Source organism: Micromonospora sp. NBC_01392 (genome assembly GCF_045040125.1).
GTDB lineage: Bacteria > Actinomycetota > Actinomycetes > Mycobacteriales > Micromonosporaceae > Micromonospora.
The window spans coordinates 817,775-835,010 of sequence record NZ_CP109549.1; the positions used below are offsets into that span (position 1 = coordinate 817,775).

Consider the following 17,236-nt stretch of genomic DNA (forward strand, 5'->3'; position numbering starts at 1 on the left):
ATGTTGGCTTTCATGTCACCCCAGCAGAAGCGGCAGATCACCGACCCGCAGGCGCTGCGCGCGCTCGCCCACCCCCTCCGGCTCACGCTCCTCGAACTGCTGACCGTCGACGGACCGGCCTCCGGCCGGAAGCTGGCGGACCGGACCGGCGAGTCCACGGCGTCCGTCAGCTACCACGTCGGCCAGTTGGCCAAGTGGGGCCTGGTCGAGCCGGCACCCGAGTTGGCAGAAGGCCGCGAACGGCCCTGGCGGGCAACCAGCCGGGGGATCACCTGGTCCGCGACCGGCGACGGATCACCGGAGTTCGTGGCCGCGTCCCGGGCGCTGCGGGAGCAGTTCATCGCGCAGCGGCTCGCCGCGCTGGAGGTGTACCAGCGTCACCAGGACGACTTCGACCCCGCCTGGCAGGAAGCGGCGTGGGTCGGCGAGGACGTCGGTCATCTCGACCCGGACGAGCTGGTCGAGATGACCGAGCGCATCAAGGCGGTCGTCGGCGAGTACACCGCCGCCGCCCGGCCGCGCAGCGCCCGCGCCCGCCGCGTCGCCTTCTTCGGGTACGCCGTCCCGAGCCCCGACGGCCCGAACTGATGCTGCGTACGCCCGGATTGTTCGCCCTGTTCGCGGCGAAGCTGCTCTCCACCTTCGGTTCCTGGCTCACCCTGCTGGCGCTGCCGTGGTTCGTGCTGGTGACCACCGGTTCGCCGGTGCGGATGAGCGCCGTGCTGGCCGCGGAGTTCCTCGGCGTGGTGAGCCTGGGCCTGCCCAGCGGTCGGGTGGTGGCCCGGCTCGGGGTGCGCCGCACCATGCTGATCTGTGACGCCGCGCGCGTACCGCTGATGGCGCTCATCCCGCTGCTGCACCAGGCGGACTGGCTGAGCCTGCCGGCCCTGCTGGTCGTCTCGTTCAGCCTCGGCGCGTTCACCGCTCCCTACGTCTCCTCGCAGCGGCTCATCCTGCCCGACCTGCTCGGCCCGGCGCGTGGCCGCGACGAGAAACTGCTGGCCCGGGCCAACGGCCTGATCGACGGCGCGACCCGGATCGCCGCCCTCGCCGGCCCCGCGCTCGGCGGCCTGCTCATCGCCCTGCTCGGCCCGGTCCAGGTGCTCTGGATCGACGCCGGCACCTACCTCGTCTCGTACCTCATCCTGATCGCCTTCGTCCGACCGGCCGCGACCGCCGCGTCCGGCGCGCACCGCGCCGCCGTGTCCAGCGCGCAGCGGGTCGCCGATCGGGCGGGTGGGCGGGGCACCACCCTCGCGGGCCTGCGCTACGCGCTGCGCCATCCGGCGCTGCGGCTCTTCGTGCTCGCCCAGACGTTCGTGACCCTCTCGATTCCCGCCGTGTTCATCTGCCTCCAGGTGCTGGTCCGGGAGGAGTTGGGTGGCGACCCCCGGACGTTGGGGCTGCTCACCTCGGCGAACGGCGCCGGCCTCGTCATCGGCAGCCTGGCGGCCGTCGCCGGCCTGGGGCGGATGACCAGATCCGCGCTCACCGCCGCCGCGCTGTTGCAGTGCGCCCCGCTGTGGCTGCTGCTCGTCGATCAGGTGTTCGTGGTGGCAGGTGCGCTGTTCCTGGTCGGGCTGGCCACGCCGGTGCTGGCGGCGACCATCAACACGCGCGCCACCGTACGCGCCCCGGCGCCCCTCCGACCGCACGTGATGACCGCGGTGACGACCACCGAGAACCTGGCGGCGTTCGTCGGCTACACCGCTGCCGGGCCGGCGTTGCAGTTCAGCGGGCTGCGTCCGGTCTTCGCCGGGATCGCCGCCCTGGCCGCTCTCGGCGCGGTCACCTTCACCGCGGCCCTGCGCCTCGACCGGCCGACAACGAAGGTGCCGGATCGGCGTCCGGCCGATGTGACGACGTAACCAGACGCGCCTCAGGCCGGTACGGAGCCGCCGGTGTTCCTGATCATCCGGTGGAGCACCTTCAGCGTCGTGACGTAGTCTGCGTCGTCGATGCCCTCGTGGATGCGGGCACGGATCGCCGGCGCGTGCCGCTTGAGGTCGAGGCGGGCGGCCTCGCCGGCCTCGGTGATCGACAGCCGTCCGCCCTTGTCGCGGGCCAGCCAGCCGCGCTCCAGCAGCACCCGCGACTCGGCGTCCAGGTCGTCCTCGGCTCGCAGGTAGGAGCGCATCGCCTGCCGTAGCTCGGCGACGGTCAGTCCGCCGCCCTGTGGCAGCAGGTCGTTCGGGGAGAGGTTGCGCAGCAGCCAGAACTGCGGCTGCGTGAAGCCGAGTTCGGCGTGCCGGGCGCGGGTGAAGGCGATGAGTGACTCGTAGGCCACGCCGGTCCAGTAGGCGGCGGGCTGGCCGGCCAGTTCGGCGTCGGTCGACTGCGGCGTCGTCATGGGATCGACGGTAGAACCTCCACCCGGCTTCAGCTCAAGGGTTCACGCCTGACGCCCCAGGCGACGAAGCGGGCGAACATGTCGGCGGGGTCCGGGGCGCCGGCCGGGTTCAGCCGGTAGAGGTCGCGGGTCGCCTCGTAGAACAGCCCGCACAGGTAGAGCGACAGGCTGACGTTGTTGTCCGCGTACTCGCTCTTGAGCAGCAGGCGGGCGGTCGGGCAGGGCCACTGCTGGCCGCACGCCCGGCAGCACCACATCGGACGCAGCGGTGTGTGCGGCGCGGCATGCCGGGGGTACGGGCGTTGATTGGTCACGGGCGCTCCTGTCGATAGCGGGTAACGGACGAGTTCGGCTCCGCTGCGTGACAGTGTCGTCACCGCGTCGCTAGGGTCGGAAGGCGTTCCACCCCCACCGTCCGGGCCGTCCGACCGGCCGTCTTCCGTGTGCAGCCGTGTGCAGAGGTGTGCAGATGATCCGTATGGCGTTGTGGGAGCTGTTCGCCGGTGAGCTGCGCCGGCTCCGTGCCGAGGCCGGGCTGACGCAGGAGGCGTTGGGCGAGCGGGTGAGCTATTCGGCGTCGCTGGTGGCGGCCGTCGAGCAGTGCCGCCGCGCGCCGCGGGCCGAGTTCACCGAGCGCTGCGACGAGGTGCTCGACGCCGGTGGCCTGCTGGTCCGCATCCGGGCCGCGCTGGTGCAGGAGTCGCTGTTGCCGTGGTTCCGCGAGTGGGTGGGCATCGAGCAGGAGGCGACCGCGCTGCGCAGTTACGAGCCGTTGGTGATTCCGGGCCTGTTGCAGACCGAGGAGTACGCCCGCGCGCTCTACGAGGGGGCCGCGCAGTTCATCGGCGAGGCGCTGGAGCAGCAGGTGGCCGCGCGCCTGGCCCGGCAGGCGGTGCTGGATCAGCCCGCGCCGCCGCAGCTCGTGGCCGTGTTCGACCACTCGGTGCTGACCCGCCCGGTCGGCGGCCCGAAGGTGATGCGGGAGCAGTTGGCGCACCTGGTCGAGATGGGCCGCCGGACCCGGGTGCACCTGCACGTGGTGCCGGAGACGGTGGGCGCGTACCCGGGGCTCAACGGCGCGTTCGTGCTCGCCACCCCGGCCGACGGCGACGACGTGGGCTATCTCGACAACCAGATGCACGGCACAATCGTGGAACGGACGGCGGACGTGAACTCCCTGCGGCAGACCTGGGAGTCCGTCCGCGCGGAGGCGATGCCGCACGGGGCGACCCTGGCGGCGATCTCGGAGGCGGCGAACCGATGGAGCTGACCGGCGCGACCTGGCGCACGAGCGCCCGCAGCAGCGGCAACGGCGGCAACTGCGTCGAGGTGGCGGACAATCTGCCCGGCGTGGTCGGGGTCCGCGACAGCAAGGACCGGCAGGGGCCGGCGCTGACGTTCACGCCGGCGAGCTGGGCGGCGTTCGTCGCCCACACCAGGCGCGCCTGACCGGGCGTCAGGCGACCGACGGCGGCCAGCGACGCGTGCGCCACTCGTCCCAGCTCGCGAACCCGGCCGGTGGGGCGTCGACGGGTTCGCTGCCGTCGAGTTCGCCAGGTGTGGGGATCTCGATGGTGGCGGCCCACCCGGCGAGTTCCTCGTCGGTCATGGGCCACGTCGTGTGCGGCGCCTCGGCCTGCCGCAGGTCGCGTCGCCGGCGCTGCTCGGCGGCGGTGAGTGCGAAGTAGTGCAGCTCCACCGTCGCGCCGAGGTCCGCCGCGGCCTGCCGTAGCGCGGAGCGCTCGTCCCGACTCCAGAGGCCGAAGTCGAGCACGACGTTGGTGCCGAGTTCGAGCGCGCGCAGGCCGATCTGGATGAGCCGTCCCTCGATCACGTCCTGAGCCGATGACGGGTTCTCGGGCCCGTACAGGGCTTTGACCCACTCGTCCTTCGTGAGACGAAGCGCCTGCCGTTCCCGTTCGATGCGCCGAGCGGCGGTGGTCTTGCCGGTGCAGGGGAGCCCCACGGTCAGATACAGCGTCGGTCGCCTCGTCATCGCCACACTCAATGATCACGCCTGGCGGCGTAGTTCGCGGAGCACGCCGTGCCGGCGGAGCGCCCACGCGAGGCGCCGGGCGCTCGGATGGCGGACGAACAGCACGGCCGCCCGGCGGATCAGACCGAACCGGTCGTCGCTCACCTGGCGGTCGACCGCCTGCCAGATCAGCTCGCGCACGTCCGCGCTGTCCAGCATCGTGCGCACCTCGCGGCGTACCGCGGGGTCCTCGGTCGCCGACGTGATGGCGGTGGCCCGGGCCGGTCGGTCCGCGAGCGGCTCGACCGCCGCGGCGACCAGTGGCCGGCGGACCGTGTCGCGCTCCAGCAGCAGCAACACCGCCTCCCGGACCTCGGTCGTCGCCAGTCCGGACCGCAGCAGACCCAGCAGGCTCCGCTCGACCTCGCCGTCCCGGTCCGGGTCGGACAGCGCGGCCAGCAGCACGGTCACCTCGTCGAGGTCGACGAGGTGACGCAGGCCGTCGCGGAACTCCGGCAGCCCCCAGGCCACCGTCAGCCCTCGGGCGAGATCGCGGTTCATGCGCCACTGGCTACCCGGAGCCGGCAGCCGGTGAAACGCCGGAGGCGTCTTGCCATGCTGATTGACTGGTGTTCTACTTAACCATAACAATCGTGAAGGGGCTCACCAGGTGATCAACTTTCATGTCGACCGGTCCAGCAGCGTCCCCGCCTACGCCCAACTGGTGCGGCAGGTCCGCGAAGGGCTGCGGATCGGGACGCTGCAACCCGGGGACCAACTCCCCACCGTGCGCAGCGTGGTGACCGCGTGCACGGTCAACCCGACCACCGTGCTCAAGGCATACCGGGAGCTGGAGCTGTCCGGTCTGGTGGAGGCGCGGCAGGGGGCGGGCACCTTCGTCAGCGGGACGCTCGGCTCCACCGACCCTCATGTGATGGCCCGCCTGCGGAGCAGCCTCGCCCGGTGGCTCGGCCAGGCCCGGGAGGCCGGCCTGGAGGACGAGGACGTCCAGGCGCTGCTCGCCTCGGTGATCGTGGAGAACTCCACGCGCCAGAAGCGGGAGGGTGCCGCGTGAGCGGCCAGCCGCTCGCCGTCGAGGCACGTGGGCTGAGCCGGCGTTACGGCAGCGTGTGGGCGCTGCGGGAGTGCGCCTTCCAATTGCCGGCGAACCGCATCGTCGCGTTGGTCGGCGCGAACGGCGCGGGCAAGTCGACGTTGCTGAGCATCATCGCCGGCACGCTGGCGGCCACCAGCGGCACGCTGCTGGTGCACGGCCGGCCGGTGACCCGGGGCGGTTCCACCGACGGCGGGAGCAGGGTCGCGATCCTGGCCCAGGACAAGCCGCTCTACCGCGACTTCACCGTGTCGGAGATGCTCCGCTTCGGCCGGGCGACGAACCGCGTGTGGGACCAGCAGCGTGCGCTGTCGTGGCTGCGGCGCTTCGACATCCCGCTGGACCGTCGCTGCGGCCGGCTCTCCGGCGGGCAGCGGGCCCAGGTCGCGCTGGCCGTCGCGCTGGGCTCCCGCCCGGCCGTGCTGCTGCTGGACGAACCCCTCGCGAACCTGGACCCGGTGGCCCGCACGGAGGTGACCGGCGAACTCATGGCGGAGGCCGCCGACGCCGACATGACGGTCGTGCTGTCGACCCACATCATCGCCGAACTCAGTGGCGTCGGTGACCACCTGCTGCTGCTCGACGAAGGCCGACCGGTCCTCGCCGGCGACGTCGAGGAGTTGCTCGACAGTCATCTCCGGCTGACCGGGCCCCGGGCGGACCAGCCGCCCGGCCCGGGCACGATCGTCCAGGCCCAGCACACCGAACGCCAGTCCACCTTCGTCGTCCGGCAGGCGGCGCCACCGACGGCGCACGCCGTCGTGGCCCCCGGCTGGACCGCCCAGCCCATCACCCTCGACGAGTTGATCCTGACCCATCTCAAGGCGTCGTCCAGGGCGTCGCACGAGCGGAAGGCAGCCGCATGAGCCTGGTCACCGACGTGTCCGCCCACCCGAACCGCCGGGACGACCTCGGGTACGCCGGGGGCGTACGCGGTCTGCTCTGGCTGACCTGGCGTCAGCACCGGTGGACCCTGATCGGCACGCTGGTCCTGGCCGCGGCCCTGGTGGGTGGGATGACCTGGCTGTCCGTGGAGCTGACGAGCCTGTGGCACCAGTGCCATGAGACGTTCTGCCCGGAGGACTCCCCGCAGGGCCGACGGCTCGGCGGGTCCTCGCCCCTGGTGCTGGCCGTGGCGGCCCTGTCCCGGGTGGTGCAGTGGATGCCGCTGCTGATCGGCGTGTTCGTCGGCGTGCCGGTGCTGACCCGGGAACACGAGCAGCGCACCCTGCTGCTGGCCTGGAGTCAGGACGTCTCCCCGCAGCGGTGGCTGTGGAGCAAGCTGGCGATGCTCGGCCTGTTCGTGGCCGCCGTGACCTCGGCCGTCGGTGGCGTCAGTGACCATCTTGAACGACTCCAGGCGCGGGTGGCGCCGGTGAGCCTGTTCGAGTACGGGCCGTTCCTGAACACCGCGATGGTGCCGGTCGTGATCAGCCTCTGCTGGTTCGCGATCGGGGTCGCCCTCGGCGCGGTGCTCAGGCGCACGCTCCCCGCCGTGTTCGGCGTGATCGTGGGCTTCGTCGGACTGACCTACCTCGTCCAGTGGCGCTATCCCACGCTGATGACGCCGTTGTCCGCACACCGTCCCATCGGCGGGCCGAACCTCGACGTGCTGCGCGACAACGCCCTGGTCGTCGACGGCGGCATGATCGACTACGGGATCGACGGGCCGTCCGGCGCGTACGACGCCTCCGGGCGCGAGCTGACCGGCGTCGAGCTGCAACGCCTCTGCCCGCCCGACAACGGCAGCGGCCGGACGCTCACCTGCTTCACTGAGCACGGTCTGGAGCAGCACCTGCTCTATCAGCCGGGCAGCCGGATCCCCGACTTCCACCTGATCGTCGCCGGCGGCTACCTGGGGCTGGCCGCGGTGGCGCTCCTCGCCGTCTGGTGGATCGTCCGCCGCACCGATCTCAGCGCGGGCTGAACCGGGCCAGGTTGCTGCTTGCCCGGAAAGTTACCGACGAGTAGCGTTCGGGCATGACCATCGACTCTCGCCAGGTGGCGGCCGGTCTCCTCGAAGCCGTGCCGTTCGCCCGTACGCTCGGCATCGAGATCGTCGAGGTGGCGCCCGAGGCCGACGGCGGGGTCCGCGCCGTGGTCCGGCTCCCCGACGACCCGGCGCACCACAACCACGTGGGCGGCCCGCACGCCGGCGCCATGTTCACGCTCGGCGAGACCGCCTCCGGCGCGGTCGTGCTCGCCGCGTTCGGGCAGGTGCTCGACCGGGCCGTACCGCTCGCCGTGACCGCCACCATCGGCTACCGCAAGGTGGCGATGGGGCCGGTGCTGGCGACGGCGCGGCTCGCCCGCCCGCCCGCCGACGTGCTGGCCGAGCTGGCCGCCGGGCAGCGGCCCGAGTTCGACGTCGAGGTCGAGATCGGCACCGAGGACGGCACCGTCACCTCGGCGCTCACCGTGACCTGGACGCTGCGCCCGAACCGCTGACACGCGAAGCGGGTTTGCCCGGGGAGCCGCCTGGATAGATTCAGGCAATGCTGGGCCTACCCGCGCACGTGACCGCGTGTCTCTTCGATCTGGACGGGGTGCTGACGCAGACCGCCAAGGTGCACAACGCCGCCTGGGCCGAGACGTTCGACGCGCTCCTGCGACGCCGGTCCGCCGAAACCGGCGAGCCGTTCCGCCCATTCGACCCCGGACCGGACTACAACCGGTACGTGGACGGAAAACCGCGCGCCGACGGGGTGCGATCGTTCCTGGCCTCCCGTGGCATCACGCTGCCCGAGGGCACCCCCGACGACCCGCCGGACGCCGACACCGTCAACGGCGTCGGCAACCGCAAGAACGTCGTCCTGCTCCAGCGCATCGCCCACGACGGCGTCGAGGTCTACGACGGCTCGGTGCGCTACCTGGAGGCCGCCACCGCGGCCGGGCTGCGCCGGGCGGTCGTCTCGGCCAGCGCCAACTGCGAGGCCGTGGTGCACGCCGCCGGGCTGGACCGGTGGCTGGAGGCGCGGGTCGACGGCGTGGTCGCCCGGCAACGCGGGTTGCAGGGCAAACCGCACCCGGACACGTTTCTGGAAGGCGCGCGGATGCTCGGCGTCGAGCCGGCGCAGGCAGCCGTCTTCGAGGACGCGCTCGCCGGGGTGGCCGCCGGGCGGGCCGGCGGCTTCGGGTACGTGATCGGCGTGGACCGGGTCGGCCAGGCCGACGAGCTGCGCGCGCACGGCGCCGACGTGGTGGTCACCGACCTCGCCGAGCTGCTGACCACGGAGTCGGCCCGGTGATCCGGGAACGGTCGTACCCGGTCGAGCCCTGGCACGTCCGCGAGGTCCGCCTCGACATGGACGTGCTGGCCCAGTCCGAGTCCGTGCTCGCGCTCTCCAACGGCCACATCGGGCTGCGCGGCAACCTCGACGAGGGCGAACCGCACGGCCTGCCCGGCACCTACCTGAACTCGTTCTACGAGCTGCGTCCGCTGCCCTACGCGGAGGCCGGCTTCGGCTTCCCCGAGTCCGGGCAGACCATCGTCAACGTCACCAACGGCAAGCTGATCCGGCTGCTCGTCGACGACGAACCGCTCGACGTCCGCTACGGCGAGCTGATCGCCCACGAGCGGGTGCTCGACCTGCGCGCCGGCACGCTCCAGCGGGAGGTGCACTGGCGCTCCCCGGCCGGCCGCGAGGTCAAGGTCCGCAGCACCCGGCTGGTGTCGTTCACCCAGCGCTCGGTCGCCATGATCGACTACGAGGTGGAGGCGGTCGGCGGGCCGCTTCGACTGATCCTCCAGTCCGAGCTGGTGGCGAACGAGTCGCTGCCGCCGCAGAGCCGTGACCCGCGGGTGGCCGCCGTACTCGAATCGCCGTTGCAGGCCGAGGAGGAGCTGACCACCGACGACGGCGGCCTGCTCATCCACCGCACCAAGGTCAGCGGCCTGCGGGTCGCCGCCGCCATGGGCCACGACGTGCACGGCCCGGAACGCACCACCATCGGGTCCGAGGGGTACGAGGACTGGGTCCGCACCACCGTCGGCTGCGTGCTCCAGCCCGGTGAGAAGCTGCGGGTGGTCAAGTACCTGACGTACGGCTGGTCCAGCCGACGGTCCCTGCCGGCGCTGCGTGACCAGGTCGGCGCCGCGCTGGCCGCGGCCCGGCTCGACGGCTGGGACGGCCTGCGCCGGGCACAGCGGGAATACCTGGACGCGTTCTGGGACGCCGCCGACGTCCGGGTCGAGGGCGACCCGGAGGTGCAGCAGGCCGTCCGCTTCGGTCTCTTCCACGTGCTCCAGGCCGGCGCCCGCGCGGAACGGCGGCCCATCTCCGCCAAGGGCCTCACCGGCCCCGGGTACGACGGCCACGCGTTCTGGGACACCGAGATGTTCGTGCTGCCGGTGCTCACCTACACCCAGCCGGGCGCAGTGAAGCACGCGTTGCAGTGGCGCTACGACACCATGGTCCAGGCGCAGGAGCGGGCCCGCACGTTGAACCTCGAAGGCGCGGCGTTCCCGTGGCGCACCATCGAGGGGCCGGAGTCGTCGGCGTACTGGCCGGCCGGGACCGCCGCGTTCCACATCGCCGCCGACGTCGCCGACGCGTTGCGCCGCTACGTGCTGGTCACCGGCGACGAGGCGCTGGAACGCGAGATCGGGTTGGAACTGCTCGTCGAGACCGCGCGGCTGTGGCGCTCGCTCGGCCACCACGACCGGGCCGGCCGGTTCCACATCGACGGGGTGACCGGCCCGGACGAGTACACCGCGGTGAAGAACGACAACGTCTACACCAACCTGATGGCGCAGCGGAACCTGCTCACCGCCGCCGACTGCGCGATGCGCTACCGCGACCAGGCCATGGACCTCGGCGTCACCGAGGAGGAGTCGGCCGCTTGGCGGGACGCCGCGAACGACATGCACGTCCCGTACGACTCGGACATCGACGTGCACGAGCAGGTGGAGGGCTTCACCCGGTTGCAGGAGTGGGACTTCGAGCACACGCCGCCGGAGAAGTACCCGCTGCTGCTGCACTACCCGTACTTCGACCTGTACCGCAAGCAGGTGGTGAAGCAGGCCGACCTGGTGCTGGCCATGCACTGGCGGGGCGACGCGTTCAGCGCCGCCGAGAAGCTGCGCAACTTCACCTACTACGAGCGCCGTACCGTCCGGGACTCGTCGCTGAGCGCCTGCACGCAGGCGGTGCTGGCGGCCGAGGTGGGCTTCCCCGAGCTGGCCCACCGCTACCTGCGCGAGGCCGCGCTGATGGACCTGCACGACCTGAACGAGAACACCCGCGACGGCGTGCACATGGCGTCCCTGGCCGGCGCCTGGATCGCGTTGGTTGCCGGCTTCGGCGGGCTGCGCGACCACGACGGGACGCTGTCCTTCACGCCCCGGCTCTCCAGCCGGCTCAGCCGCCTGGAGTTCTCGTTGCAGTGGCGGTCGATGCGGCTGCGGGTCGACGTCCGACTGCACCAGACCACGTACTCGCTGCGCAACGGGGGCCCGGACACGGTGTTGGACCTGCTGCACCACGGCGAGCCGCTGCGGGTCACCTGTGCCCGGCCGGTCACCGTGCCGGTGCCGCCGGCGCACCCGTCCGGGTCGCAGCCGGAGCAGCCGCCGGGTCGGGCGCCGCTGATGCACCTGCCGGAGCACGCCGGCTGAGGCCGCGCGGTCCCGCCCCGGGGACGCGGTCCCGCCCGGGTGGGCGGGACCGCGCTGTCCGCGTACCTCAGAACTGGCGGCCGTTCGACGGACGCCCGCCGGCGTCGCGCGGCGCCACCGCCCGCGGATCCTCGGGGGTACGCGCCGACGCGGCCCGGTCGGCCCACTCCGGCGAGCCTTCCAGCTCCTGTTCGCGACGCTTCTGGTCGGTGAGTTCCTGGTCTCGCTCCCGGTCCTGTTTCGCCATCTCCAGATCCTCGCGATCGGTCGGGGTCCGTGGTCACGCCGCGCGTTCCCGCCCGGGCGGGGCTCAACCGTCCAGGTGGCGGGCGAAGCTCTGACGGAGATGGTTCTTCGGCCGGGAACCGACGATCGAGCCGACCACCTCGCCGTCGCGGAAGACCAGCATGGTCGGCGCGGACATCACCCGGTGGGCCCGCGCGGCGGCCGGGTTCTCGTCGATGTTCAGGGTGACGAAGCGCAGCGCGTCGCCGAACTCCTCGGCCAACTCGGCCAGGTGCGTCGAGACCACCCGGCAGGGCGGGCACCACTCGGCCCAGAAGTCGACCACCACCGGTCGGTCGGCGGCCAGCACCGTCGCCGCGAACGTGGCGTCGGTGACCGCGGTCAGTCGGCCGGTCTGCGTGTCCTGAGGCATGTTTCCTCCCGTTGGGCGATCGCGTGGGCGAGTTGGTCGTGCAGGCGGCGGCGGACCGCGCCGAGTCGGTCGAGGTAGTCGTCCACCTCGGCGAGCTTGCGTCGCAGCACCGCCACCGAGTCGGGGCAGACGTCGCCGGAGTCGTGCCCGGCGCGCAGGCAGGCGACGAACGGACGGATGTCGTCCAGCCCGAAGCCGATCGCCAGCAGGGACCGGATCTCGTGCACGACACGCAGCTCCGCCTCGTCGTACACCCGGTAGCCGTTGGCGGACCGGCGTGGCCGGACCAGCCCCTGGCTCTCGTAGTAGCGCAGCGTGCGGGCGCTCGTACCGGCCCGTTCCGCCAGCTCCCCGATCCGCATCCGTGCCCCCGCCCGCCGTCCGTCCCTCGCCCGCCGACGCTAAACCTTGCCGCCGACGTCAAGGCAACCCACGCGCTCCCGTCCCTCCCCGCCGTTTGCTCGGCGATCATGAAGTTGGCGGGTTGGGGGAGCGCTCTCCCGGCCGTCAACTTCATGATCGCCGGAGGGCGGGGTATGCCGGGGACGGAGGTGAGGGGTGTGCGTGAGGTTTCGGTGCCGGTGGTGGAGGGTGGGCTCGCCGGGGACGTCTCCGTTCCGTCCGGGGCCGGCGGGGCGGTGCTGTTCGCCCACGGGAGCGGCAGTTCCCGGCACAGCCCGCGCAACGTGGCGGTGGGTCGGGCGCTCAACGCGCGCGGGCTGGCCACCGTGCTCGTCGACCTGTTGACGGTCGACGAGGAGGCCCGGGACGAGGTCACCGCCGAGCTGCGCTTCGACATCGGGATGCTCGCCGAACGGCTGGCCGGCATCGTCGACTGGATGGGCGCCGACCCGGAGCTGGGACGCCTGCCGTTCGGGCTGTTCGGCGCCAGCACCGGCGCGGCCGCCGCCCTGGTCGCCGCCGCGGCCCGCCCCGGCCGGGTGGGCGCGGTGGTCTCCCGGGGCGGCCGGCCGGACCTGGCCGGCAGCTCACTGACCGCGGTACGCGCACCCACGCTGCTGCTCGTCGGCGGGCTGGACGAGCAGGTGATCACGCTCAACGAGCAGGCGCGGGACGAACTGGGCGAGGTGGCGGAGCTGCGGATCGTGCCGGGCGCCACCCACCTCTTCGAGGAGCCCGGCACGTTGGAGCAGGTGGCCGACCAGGCCGGTGCCTGGTTCGTCGCCCACCTGCGCCAGCCGCATCCGGCCTGACCCGCCGACGCCCGGGGTTGCCGGCCTCGGCGGGTCAGCCGGTGGCGTTCGCCGGGCCAGCCGGGTCAGCCGGTGGCGTTCGCCGGGCCAGCCGGGTCAGCCGGTGGCGTTCGTCGGGCCAGCCGGGGTCAGCCGGTGGCGTCGGCGGGTCAGGCGGTGGCGTCCACGCCGGCGGCTCGCGCGGTCCCGCCGGACCGGTGCCGCTGCACGGTGTCCAGCACCCGCCAGAGCACCGCGGCGATCGGCACCGAGACGAACGCGCCGGCGACGCCGGCGACGAGCGTGCCGGCGGTGACCACCACCAGGATGACCGCCGGGTGCAGTTGCACCTGCCGACGCATCACGAGCGGCTCCAGCAGGTTGCCCTCGATCTGCTGCACCGCGATCACCGCCGCCAGCGTGAGCAGGGCGGTGGTCGGGCCGTTCGCGGCCAGCGCGACGAGCACGGCCACCGCGCCGGCCACGGTGGCGCCGATGATCGGCACGAACCCGCCGAGGAACGTGATCAGGGCGAGCGGCAGCGCGAGCGGGACGCGCAGCACGACCAGCGCCAGCCCGATGCCGATGGCGTCGATCGCCGCGATGATCATCGTGCCCCGGCTGTACGCGCCGAGCGTCCGCCAGCCGGCCCGGCCGGCCTCGGCGGTCACGTCGCGACGCGGCCCGGTCAGCCGGCGCAGCACCCAGTGCCACATCGACCGGCCGTCCTTGAGCAGGAAGAAAAGGAGGACCAGGCCGAGCAGCAGCGCGCCGGCCACCTCGGCGACCTTCTGCGCGCCGGCGACCGGGTCGGGGGCGCCGGAGCTGACGCCCTGCCGGATCTGCTCGACCAGCTTGTCGAGCTGCTGGTCGCTGACCGGCAGTGTGGACGTGACGAAGTCACGGCTGCGTTGCAGGCCCTCGTCGAGTTGCTGGCTCAGCTCCCCGAACTGACTGGCGGTGAGGTTCCAGACCAGGACGCCGGCGCCGGCCAGCACCCCGAGCAGCAGCAGGACGGTGAGCAGCGCGGCCGGCGCGGCCGGCACCCGGAGCCGGCGCAGCCGCACCAGCACCGGGTCGAGCAGCGCGGTGAGGAACAGCGTGCCGGCCAACGCCACGGCCAGCGGCGCCAGCAGCACCGCGATCTGCCCGAGCAGCCACAGCCCGGCGGCCACCACCAGGAGGCAGAGGCTCCAGGTGACCGCCGTGCGCACCGGCCAGGGCAGTCCCGCCCACGTCTGCCGGGGCCCGACCCGTGCCGGCTCGGGATGGGCCGGCCCGACCCGTGCCGGCTCGGCATGGGCCGGCTCGGGATGGGCCGCCTCGGGATGGGCCGCCTCGGGATGGGCCGGCTCGGCATGGGCCGCCTCGGGATGGGCCGGCTCGGAGCGGGTCGGGTCGAACCGGGCCCTGGCGGGGCGTGCCGGGTCGGGCGTACCAGCGTCGTCGTCCACGTCGCCTCCTCGATCGTGGCCGTTGGTACCCGACCCGGCGGAATCCGACACCCGGTCCGTCATCGCCCGTCCGGTGTTTGCCACCCCGGCCCCGGGGAAGGCTTTCAAGGTACCGAAGGGAGATGCGACATGAGTGACTTCATGGACAAGGCACGAGACTTCGCCGACAAGCACGACAAGCAGGTCGACCAGGGCATCGAGAAGGCCGGCGACATGGCCGACAAGCGCACCGGCGGCAAGTACGACCAGCAGGTCGACAAGGGCGTCGACATGGCGCAGCAGCGCACCGGCGAGGGCGACACCGGACGCTGAGCATCCGGACGACGGATCCCGGGCCACCCCGAGAACGGGTGCCCGGGATCCGGTGTGTCCGGCGCGTGTTCCGGGCAGCCGCGTACCCCGGGCAGCGGGACCCGTCGGTGGCGGGAGTCGGGCGGGCCGCTCAGTCGGGCAGGCTGCCCAGCAGGCGGGTCACCGCGATCTCCAGCACCACCCGTTCCGGGTTCGGGCGCGGGGTGCGGTAGCGCTCGGCGTACCGGCGCTCGGCCTCGGCCACCGACTCCGGGTCACGACGCACCACCGCCCGGCCCTCCACGGTCAACCACCAGCGGCCGTCGACCTGGCACACCGCGACCGGCGTGCCCGCCGGGCCCGCGCCCGCCACGTGCCGCGCCTTCGCCGAACCGCCCGAGGTGATCACGCGGGCCAGGCCGGCGTCCGGGTCGAAGGTCACCCCGACCGGTACGACGTGCGGCGTGCCGTCGGCGCGCAACGTGGTCAACGTGGCGAGGTGCCGGTCGGCGAAGAAGCGCGCGACCCGCCCGTCGTGCGGATCCAACCCGTGCCGCCCAGCCATGCCGTCTCCTCACTCGTCCCCGAGCCCGATCATCACACGCCGAACCGGCGGCGCGCCGGACGACGAGACATACGCCATGCCCGATGTCCGGAGCAAGGCCGCCAGGTGTGCTCTTCTTCACGCCAAGGTGGACAGTGGGTGTACCGAACGCTTCATAAGGTGACCCCGGGTGCCCACCGTCGCGGTGGGTGCCGTTCGAATCGGGGGAATCGTCGTGTCACTGTCGTACCGCCGTGTCGCCGTCAGAGGCGCCGGCCTGCTAGCCATGGTCCTGCTGGCCGGGGCCGCCGCCACACCCGTGCAGGCCGTCACCGGCGGTGCCGCCGTGACCGACGGCTCCTACGCCTTCGCCGCCAAGATCTCGATCGGTCCGGCCGACCGCTCGTGCAGCGGCGCGCTCGTCGATCCGTGGTGGGTGCTCACCGCCAAGAGCTGCTTCAGCTTCGACGGTCAGCCCGTCGTCGACGGCAAGCCGGCGCGGCCCACCACGGTCACCGTGGGGCGCTCCGACCTGACCACCTCGACGGGTGCCACGTCGTCGGCCTTCCGGGTCGTGCCGCACCCCGACCGCGACGTCGCGCTGGTGCGGCTGACCCGCCGGGTGGACGTCGCGCCGGTGGCGCTCGGCACCGCGCCGGTCGTGGGCGAGCAGCTCACCGCCGCCGGCTTCGGCCGCACGGCCACCACCTGGGTGCCGGACCAACTGCACACCGGGCCGTTCGAGGTGCAGAGCGTCGGCACCGGTACGACCGGCATCCTCGGCACCGGCACGGCCGGCATCTGCCGGGGTGACCTGGGCGGCCCGACCGTCCGCACGACCGGCGGCACGCCCCGGCTGGTCGGCCTGCACCACTCCTCCTGGCAGGGCGGCTGCCTCGCCGAGACGGAGACCCGCCGGGACGCGGTGGACACCCGGGTCGACGACCTCGGCCCGTGGCTCACCGCCACCATGCCGCAGGGGCCGGCCACCGACCAGTACGGCGACATCAACTTCCTCTACGTCTACGCCAACGGCGACATCGCGCCGCAGACGTTCCCGGCCACGTCGACCGGCGGGTTCGGCAGCCCGCTCGGTGCCTGGCGGGGCGGCGCCGGCGCGTACGCCACGGACCGGGTGAAGGTGTTCAACGACGACTTCGACGGCGACGGCGTCGACGACCTCGCGGTCATGTCCACCACCACCGCCAACGCGTTCGCGCTGGACACGTTCGTCACCCGCCCGGACGGCACCCACGGCGTACCGGTCCGCTCCTGGACCTCGCCCAACTTCGGCCACCTGACCAGCATGAAGATGGCCTCGGGCGACATCAACGGCGACGGTCGGGCCGACCTCACCGCCTTCTACGGCTACGCCAGCGGCGACGAGGCGTGGATCAACTGGCTCGCCCGGCCCGACGGCGGGTTCGACGCGCCGATCGAGGCCTGGCGGGCGTCGAACTTCGGCAACTGGGCCAGCACCAGCGTCTTCGCCGGTGACGTGACGGGCGACGGGCGGGCCGACGCCAGCCTCTTCTACGCGTACGGCAACGGCTCGATGGCGGCCATCACCTGGCCGGGGCAGGCGGACGGGAAGTTCGGCGCCGGCTACACCTCGTGGTCCGTCGCGGCGGACAAGGCGCCCGGCGCCCTCTCCACCCTGAAGATCGTCGACGGCGACTTCACCGGTGACGGGCGGGCCGACGTGGCCGCCCTCCAGACCAAGGACAACAAGCTGCGCCTGCTGACCTGGACCGGCAAGCCCGACGGCAACTTCACCGACCCGGTCGAGTCGTGGTCGTCGTCGATCTTCGGGCAGTTCGCCAGCATCAAGCTGGTCGGCGGCGACTACAACGGCGACCGGCGGGACGACCTGGCCGTTCTCTACAAGTACCCGGACAACGGGCTGGGCCTGCACACGTTCACCTCGACGCCGACCGGCGGGTTCAACGTGCCGCTCGCCTCCTGGCGGGTCGGCTCGGGCGTCTACGGCTGGTGGCCGAGCATGCGGATGGACGGCGAGTAGGACCGACCGGACGAGGC

Annotated in this window: 22 protein-coding genes; 13 read left to right on the forward strand and 9 right to left on the reverse strand. The window is 72.7% G+C overall.

What is annotated here, in order from left to right; all coding sequences use genetic code 11:
• The first annotated feature begins 12 nt into the window (after positions 1-12).
• On the forward strand, positions 13-588 hold the full coding sequence (locus OG767_RS03865; protein ID WP_405092179.1) for a winged helix-turn-helix domain-containing protein: 576 nt from the start codon (positions 13-15) through the stop codon (positions 586-588).
• Entirely contained in the window at positions 588-1,868 is a 1,281-nt protein-coding gene (locus tag OG767_RS03870) for an MFS transporter (protein ID WP_405092180.1), read from the forward strand. Before OG767_RS03865 ends, OG767_RS03870 begins: the two co-directional genes overlap by 1 nt.
• An 11-nt stretch (positions 1,869-1,879) precedes the next feature.
• Here the strand turns inward: OG767_RS03870 and OG767_RS03875 are convergent, their stop codons facing one another.
• Both OG767_RS03875 and OG767_RS03880 read right to left on the reverse strand, forming a co-directional pair.
• On the reverse strand, positions 1,880-2,350 hold the full coding sequence (locus OG767_RS03875) for a MarR family transcriptional regulator (protein WP_405092181.1): 471 nt from the start codon (positions 2,348-2,350) through the stop codon (positions 1,880-1,882).
• A gap of 29 nt (positions 2,351-2,379) precedes the next feature.
• Complete coding sequence (locus tag OG767_RS03880; RefSeq protein ID WP_405094126.1) at positions 2,380-2,607, reverse strand: hypothetical protein; 228 nt, start codon at positions 2,605-2,607, stop codon at positions 2,380-2,382.
• A 212-nt stretch (positions 2,608-2,819) separates the two neighbouring features.
• Here OG767_RS03880 and OG767_RS03885 point away from each other — a divergent pair, with 212 nt between their 5' ends.
• Both OG767_RS03885 and OG767_RS03890 read left to right on the forward strand, forming a co-directional pair.
• Entirely contained in the window at positions 2,820-3,620 is an 801-nt protein-coding gene (locus OG767_RS03885; protein WP_405092182.1) for a Scr1 family TA system antitoxin-like transcriptional regulator, read from the forward strand.
• Entirely contained in the window at positions 3,611-3,799 is a 189-nt protein-coding gene (locus OG767_RS03890) for a DUF397 domain-containing protein (protein WP_405092183.1), read from the forward strand. The genes OG767_RS03885 and OG767_RS03890 overlap by 10 nt, the downstream gene beginning before the upstream one ends.
• A gap of 7 nt (positions 3,800-3,806) precedes the next feature.
• On the opposite strand, the gene OG767_RS03895 is transcribed toward OG767_RS03890, so the two are convergent.
• Positions 3,807-4,346 carry an AAA family ATPase gene (locus tag OG767_RS03895; RefSeq protein ID WP_405092185.1) on the reverse strand — a complete coding sequence of 180 codons (540 nt, stop codon included), beginning with the start codon at positions 4,344-4,346 and terminating at the stop codon, positions 3,807-3,809.
• 15 nt (positions 4,347-4,361) lie between these two features.
• On the reverse strand, positions 4,362-4,886 hold the full coding sequence (locus OG767_RS03900) for a hypothetical protein (protein ID WP_405092186.1): 525 nt from the start codon (positions 4,884-4,886) through the stop codon (positions 4,362-4,364).
• 109 nt (positions 4,887-4,995) lie between these two features.
• Between OG767_RS03900 and OG767_RS03905 the strand changes: the two genes are divergently transcribed.
• The 6 genes from OG767_RS03905 to OG767_RS03930 are packed head-to-tail and all read left to right on the forward strand — an operon-like array spanning position 4,996 to position 11,056.
• The gene (locus OG767_RS03905; RefSeq protein WP_281943375.1) at positions 4,996-5,400 is read left to right on the forward strand and encodes a GntR family transcriptional regulator; all 405 of its coding nucleotides are present in this window, start codon (positions 4,996-4,998) and stop codon (positions 5,398-5,400) included.
• Positions 5,397-6,305 carry an ABC transporter ATP-binding protein gene (locus OG767_RS03910; protein ID WP_405092187.1) on the forward strand — a complete coding sequence of 303 codons (909 nt, stop codon included), beginning with the start codon at positions 5,397-5,399 and terminating at the stop codon, positions 6,303-6,305. Before OG767_RS03905 ends, OG767_RS03910 begins: the two co-directional genes overlap by 4 nt.
• Complete coding sequence (locus tag OG767_RS03915; RefSeq protein ID WP_405092189.1) at positions 6,302-7,366, forward strand: ABC transporter permease; 1,065 nt, start codon at positions 6,302-6,304, stop codon at positions 7,364-7,366. The genes OG767_RS03910 and OG767_RS03915 overlap by 4 nt, the downstream gene beginning before the upstream one ends.
• Before the next feature lie 53 nt (positions 7,367-7,419).
• Positions 7,420-7,887, forward strand: a complete 468-nt coding sequence (locus tag OG767_RS03920) for a DUF4442 domain-containing protein (RefSeq protein WP_107154791.1) — start codon at positions 7,420-7,422, stop codon at positions 7,885-7,887.
• A 47-nt stretch (positions 7,888-7,934) separates the two neighbouring features.
• Positions 7,935-8,687: an HAD family hydrolase gene (locus OG767_RS03925; RefSeq protein WP_405092191.1), complete on the forward strand. Its 753-nt coding sequence runs from the start codon at positions 7,935-7,937 to the stop codon at positions 8,685-8,687.
• Positions 8,684-11,056, forward strand: coding sequence for a glycoside hydrolase family 65 protein (locus OG767_RS03930; protein WP_405092192.1), 2,373 nt, complete (start codon positions 8,684-8,686; stop codon positions 11,054-11,056). Before OG767_RS03925 ends, OG767_RS03930 begins: the two co-directional genes overlap by 4 nt.
• A 67-nt stretch (positions 11,057-11,123) precedes the next feature.
• On the opposite strand, the gene OG767_RS03935 is transcribed toward OG767_RS03930, so the two are convergent.
• From OG767_RS03935 to OG767_RS03945, 3 genes are all read right to left on the reverse strand, one after another.
• Positions 11,124-11,303 (reverse strand): hypothetical protein, encoded by a 180-nt coding sequence (locus OG767_RS03935; RefSeq protein WP_405092194.1) that lies wholly within the window; start codon positions 11,301-11,303, stop codon positions 11,124-11,126.
• Positions 11,304-11,366: 63 nt separating this feature from the next.
• Positions 11,367-11,714, reverse strand: a complete 348-nt coding sequence (gene trxA / locus OG767_RS03940) for a thioredoxin (RefSeq protein WP_405092195.1) — start codon at positions 11,712-11,714, stop codon at positions 11,367-11,369.
• Positions 11,684-12,076 (reverse strand): MerR family transcriptional regulator, encoded by a 393-nt coding sequence (locus OG767_RS03945; RefSeq protein WP_405092196.1) that lies wholly within the window; start codon positions 12,074-12,076, stop codon positions 11,684-11,686. The genes trxA and OG767_RS03945 overlap by 31 nt, the downstream gene beginning before the upstream one ends.
• Before the next feature lie 153 nt (positions 12,077-12,229).
• Here OG767_RS03945 and OG767_RS03950 point away from each other — a divergent pair, with 153 nt between their 5' ends.
• Positions 12,230-12,928, forward strand: coding sequence for a dienelactone hydrolase family protein (locus OG767_RS03950; RefSeq protein WP_405094127.1), 699 nt, complete (start codon positions 12,230-12,232; stop codon positions 12,926-12,928).
• Positions 12,929-13,077: 149 nt separating this feature from the next.
• Here the strand turns inward: OG767_RS03950 and OG767_RS03955 are convergent, their stop codons facing one another.
• Positions 13,078-14,361 (reverse strand): AI-2E family transporter, encoded by a 1,284-nt coding sequence (locus OG767_RS03955; RefSeq protein WP_405092197.1) that lies wholly within the window; start codon positions 14,359-14,361, stop codon positions 13,078-13,080.
• Positions 14,362-14,490: 129 nt separating this feature from the next.
• Here OG767_RS03955 and OG767_RS03960 point away from each other — a divergent pair, with 129 nt between their 5' ends.
• Positions 14,491-14,673, forward strand: coding sequence for an antitoxin (locus OG767_RS03960; protein ID WP_405092198.1), 183 nt, complete (start codon positions 14,491-14,493; stop codon positions 14,671-14,673).
• Between the two features lie 130 nt (positions 14,674-14,803).
• Here OG767_RS03960 and OG767_RS03965 read toward each other — a convergent pair whose 3' ends face one another.
• Positions 14,804-15,217, reverse strand: coding sequence for a pyridoxamine 5'-phosphate oxidase family protein (locus OG767_RS03965; RefSeq protein ID WP_405092199.1), 414 nt, complete (start codon positions 15,215-15,217; stop codon positions 14,804-14,806).
• Positions 15,218-15,431: 214 nt separating this feature from the next.
• Here OG767_RS03965 and OG767_RS03970 point away from each other — a divergent pair, with 214 nt between their 5' ends.
• Positions 15,432-17,219: a trypsin-like serine protease gene (locus OG767_RS03970; protein WP_405092201.1), complete on the forward strand. Its 1,788-nt coding sequence runs from the start codon at positions 15,432-15,434 to the stop codon at positions 17,217-17,219.
• The last annotated feature ends 17 nt before the right edge of the window (positions 17,220-17,236 follow it).

Coding starts and splice junctions, on each gene's coding strand:
- OG767_RS03895 (WP_405092185.1), bottom strand. CDS start 4,346: ATGACGAGGCGACCGACGCTGTATCTGACCGTGGGGCTCCCCTGCACC.
- OG767_RS03935 (WP_405092194.1), bottom strand. CDS start 11,303: ATGGCGAAACAGGACCGGGAGCGAGACCAGGAACTCACCGACCAGAAG.
- OG767_RS03865 (WP_405092179.1), top strand. CDS start 13: ATGTCACCCCAGCAGAAGCGGCAGATCACCGACCCGCAGGCGCTGCGC.
- OG767_RS03960 (WP_405092198.1), top strand. CDS start 14,491: ATGAGTGACTTCATGGACAAGGCACGAGACTTCGCCGACAAGCACGAC.
- OG767_RS03915 (WP_405092189.1), top strand. CDS start 6,302: ATGAGCCTGGTCACCGACGTGTCCGCCCACCCGAACCGCCGGGACGAC.
- OG767_RS03920 (WP_107154791.1), top strand. CDS start 7,420: ATGACCATCGACTCTCGCCAGGTGGCGGCCGGTCTCCTCGAAGCCGTG.
- trxA (WP_405092195.1), bottom strand. CDS start 11,714: ATGCCTCAGGACACGCAGACCGGCCGACTGACCGCGGTCACCGACGCC.
- OG767_RS03945 (WP_405092196.1), bottom strand. CDS start 12,076: ATGCGGATCGGGGAGCTGGCGGAACGGGCCGGTACGAGCGCCCGCACG.
- OG767_RS03900 (WP_405092186.1), bottom strand. CDS start 4,886: ATGAACCGCGATCTCGCCCGAGGGCTGACGGTGGCCTGGGGGCTGCCG.
- OG767_RS03885 (WP_405092182.1), top strand. CDS start 2,820: ATGATCCGTATGGCGTTGTGGGAGCTGTTCGCCGGTGAGCTGCGCCGG.
- OG767_RS03870 (WP_405092180.1), top strand. CDS start 588: ATGCTGCGTACGCCCGGATTGTTCGCCCTGTTCGCGGCGAAGCTGCTC.
- OG767_RS03880 (WP_405094126.1), bottom strand. CDS start 2,607: ATGTGGTGCTGCCGGGCGTGCGGCCAGCAGTGGCCCTGCCCGACCGCC.
- OG767_RS03925 (WP_405092191.1), top strand. CDS start 7,935: ATGCTGGGCCTACCCGCGCACGTGACCGCGTGTCTCTTCGATCTGGAC.
- OG767_RS03950 (WP_405094127.1), top strand. CDS start 12,230: ATGATCGCCGGAGGGCGGGGTATGCCGGGGACGGAGGTGAGGGGTGTG.
- OG767_RS03875 (WP_405092181.1), bottom strand. CDS start 2,350: ATGACGACGCCGCAGTCGACCGACGCCGAACTGGCCGGCCAGCCCGCC.
- OG767_RS03890 (WP_405092183.1), top strand. CDS start 3,611: ATGGAGCTGACCGGCGCGACCTGGCGCACGAGCGCCCGCAGCAGCGGC.
- OG767_RS03965 (WP_405092199.1), bottom strand. CDS start 15,217: ATGGCTGGGCGGCACGGGTTGGATCCGCACGACGGGCGGGTCGCGCGC.